This is a genomic window from Streptomyces graminilatus, assembly GCF_001418565.1.
Classification (GTDB): Bacteria; Actinomycetota; Actinomycetes; order Streptomycetales; family Streptomycetaceae; genus Streptomyces; species Streptomyces graminilatus.
The window spans coordinates 1-3442 of the sequence record NZ_LIQQ01000484.1; the positions used below are offsets into that span (position 1 = coordinate 1).

General features: G+C 69.5%; 2 protein-coding genes. Both read left to right on the forward strand.

Annotated features, from left to right (window positions below):
- The first annotated feature begins 333 nt into the window (after positions 1–333).
- Entirely contained in the window at positions 334–1854 is a 1521-nt protein-coding gene (locus AOK08_RS33540) for a leucyl aminopeptidase (protein WP_055533023.1), read from the forward strand.
- Between the two features lie 360 nt (positions 1855–2214).
- Positions 2215–3442, forward strand: a 1228-nt coding sequence (locus AOK08_RS33545; protein ID WP_055533025.1) for a dihydrolipoyl dehydrogenase, incomplete at its 3' end; no start/stop codon positions are given.

A 3442-nucleotide genomic window follows, 5' to 3' on the forward strand; every position in this document is an offset into this window, starting at 1 on the left:
TGTTGTCTGTTGTCTGTTGTCCGACGCTGCGTCGTGGCCGGTCGCGCAGTTCCCCGCGCCCCTTCAGGGCGCGTCCAGTGGGCGTCGGTTCATGGAACCCCAGGGCCGGTGGCCGGTGGCCGGTGTGACGGGTGGGAAATGACCTGAACACCACCGTCCGGTGAACGCTCGCTGGAATGAGCGAACCCGACGACCGAGCGTAGGCTCGTGGCGGGTGTACCAACCCCGGTACGGACCGCCCCCCAGGGCTGGATTTAGGGTCGCTTGTCGGGCCTGGTCGACCCATTCCACTCGGCCGCAGAATTTTTCAGACGGAAGCGAGAATTCACCACCGTGACTGCTCTCACTCTCAGCACCGCCGCGGCGCCCGGCCTTCGGGCCGACGCGATCGTCGTCGGTGTCGCCAAGGGCGCCAAGGGCCCCGTCGTCGCACCGGGCGCCGAGGCCGTGGACCAGGCGTACGACGGCAAGCTCGGCGACGTCCTGGGGACCCTCGGCGCGTCCGGCGCCGAGGGCGAGGTGACCAAGCTGCCCGCCCCGGCCGGCTTCAAGGCACCCGTCGTCGTGGCCGTGGGCCTCGGCGCGCTGCCCGAGAAGGACGAGACCTTCGGCGCGGAGTCGCTGCGCCGGGCCGCCGGTGTCGCCGCCCGCACCCTCGCCGGTGCCAAGAAGGCCGCCTTCGCCCTGCCGATCGAAGACGCCGCCGACGCCGGCGCGATCGGCGAGGGCGCCCTCCTCGGGGCGTACGCCTTCGACGCGTACAAGGAGATCGGCAAGGACGCCAAGAACGGCAAGGGGCCGCTCGGCGAGGTCACCCTGCTCGGCGGCAAGCCCCGCGACGCCGCGTACAAGGCCGCCGTGGCCCGCGCCACCGCCGTGTCCGAGGAGCTCAACCGCGCCCGCGACCTGGTCAACACCCCGCCGAACGACCTCAACCCGGAGGCCTTCGCCGCCGTCGCGCAGGCCGCGGCCGAGGAGCACGGCATCCAGGTGGAGGTGCTCGACGTCGAGGCTCTGGAGGAGGGCGGCTACGGCGGCATCCTCGGCGTCGGCGCCGGTTCCGAAGCCGGACCCCGGCTGGTGAAGCTGACGTACACGCACGAGGCGGCGAGCAAGCACCTCGCCTTCGTCGGCAAGGGCATCACCTACGACTCGGGCGGCATCTCGCTCAAGCCCGCCGGGCACAACGAGACGATGAAGTGCGACATGGCCGGTGCGGCGGCGGTCTTCGCCGCGGTCGTCGCCGCCGCACGTCTGGGCCTTGAGGTCAATGTCACCGGCTGGCTGGCGCTCGCCGAGAACATGCCGTCCGGCTCCGCCACCCGTCCCGGTGACGTGCTGCGCATGTACAGCGGCAAGACCGTCGAGGTCCTCAACACCGACGCCGAGGGCCGTCTCGTCCTCGCGGACGCCCTGTGGGCCGCTTCGGCGGAGAAGCCGGACGCGATCGTCGACGTGGCGACGCTGACCGGCGCGATGATGCTGGCGCTGGGCAACCGGACGTACGGGATCATGGCGAACGACGACGCGTTCCGCTCCGCGCTGCACGAGGCGGCGGAGGAGGTCGGGGAGTCGGCGTGGCCGATGCCGCTGCCGGACCACCTGAAGAAGGGGATGGAGTCCCCGACCGCCGACATCGCGAACATGGGTGAGAGGTACGGGGGTGGGCTGGTCGCGGGGCTGTTCCTGCGGGAGTTCGTGGGTGAGGGCATTACTTGGGCGCACCTCGACATCGCGGGGCCCGCGTTCAATGAGGGTGGGCCTTTCGGTTACACGCCCAAGGGCGGTACGGGGTCGGCTGTGCGGACCCTTGTTCGACTGGCTGAGCTGACTGCTGTCGGTGACCTGGGCTGAGGGTGCTTTTAGTGACGGGACCTCGCGTGCGGGTAGTGCCGGGGTCCCGTTTCGCCTACCGGCTCGGTCGTGTGCGTTGTGTGGCGGGTGCGGGTCCGCTGTGGCTTGTCGCGCAGTTCCCCGCGCCCCTTAGGTGGGGTGCCGCGCCCCTCTCTGGAAAGTTCTGGCAAGTGTGGGGTGTCCGTCACAGTCACCCGGCGTCTCGTTGGGGTCTGACAAGTGCGAAGATGGCCTCGGCAGGATGGGGCCCCCACCACAGGGCCGAAGAAAGAGCGGCCGGACACCAGCCGACCGACCGGTCATCCCCCGGCAAGGGGACGAAGAAGCCCGGCGTACGGCGCAATGCATGGAGGACGTGACGTGGCGAACGACGCCAGCACCGTTTTCGACCTAGTGATTCTCGGCGGTGGCAGTGGCGGTTACGCCGCGGCGCTGCGCGGGGCCCAGCTGGGGCTCGACGTCGCCCTGATCGAGAAGGACAAGGTCGGCGGTACCTGCCTGCACCGGGGATGCATCCCCACCAAGGCCCTGCTGCACGCGGGCGAGATCGCCGACCAGGCCCGCGAGAGCGCGCAGTTCGGCGTCAAGGCCACCTTCGAGGGCATCGACGTCCCGGCGGTCCACAAGTACAAGGACGAGGTCATCTCGGGTCTGTACAAGGGACTCCAGGGCCTCGTCGCCTCCCGCAAGGTCACCTACATCGAGGGTGAGGGGCGGCTCTCCTCCCCCACCTCCGTCGACGTGAACGGGCAGCGGATCCAGGGCCGCCACGTCCTGCTGGCGACCGGCTCCGTGCCGAAGTCGCTGCCGGGCCTGGTGATCGACGGCAACCGGATCATCTCCTCGGACCACGCCCTCGTCCTGGACCGGGTGCCGCAGTCGGCGATCGTCCTCGGCGGCGGTGTCATCGGCGTCGAGTTCGCCTCGGCGTGGAAGTCCTTCGGTACGGACGTCACCATCATCGAGGGGCTGAAGCACCTGGCCCCGCTCGAGGACGAGAACTCCTCCAAGCTTCTTGAGCGCGCGTTCCGCAAGCGCGGCATCAAGTTCAACCTGGGCACCTTCTTCTCGAAGGCCGAGTACACCGCGAACGGTGTCAAGGTCACCCTTGCCGACGGCAAGGAGTTCGAGGCCGAGCTGCTGCTCGTCGCGGTTGGCCGCGGGCCCGTCTCCGCCGGTCTCGGTTACGAGGAGCAGGGCGTCGCGATGGACCGCGGCTACGTCCTGGTCGACGAGTACATGCGGACGAACGTGCCGACCATCTCCGCCGTCGGTGACCTGGTCCCGACCCTCCAGCTCGCGCACGTCGGCTTCGCCGAGGGCATCCTGGTGGCGGAGCGGCTGGCCGGTCTGAAGGCCGTCCCGATCGACTACGACGGTGTCCCCCGGGTGACGTACTGCCACCCCGAGGTCGCTTCCGTGGGCATCACCGAGGCCAAGGCCAAGGAGATCTACGGTGCGGACAAGGTCGTCGCTCTGAAGTACAGCCTCGCGGGCAACGGCAAGAGCAAGATCCTCAAGACCGCGGGCGAGATCAAGCTCGTCCAGGTCAAGGACGGTGCCGTGGTCGGCGTCCACATGGTCGGCG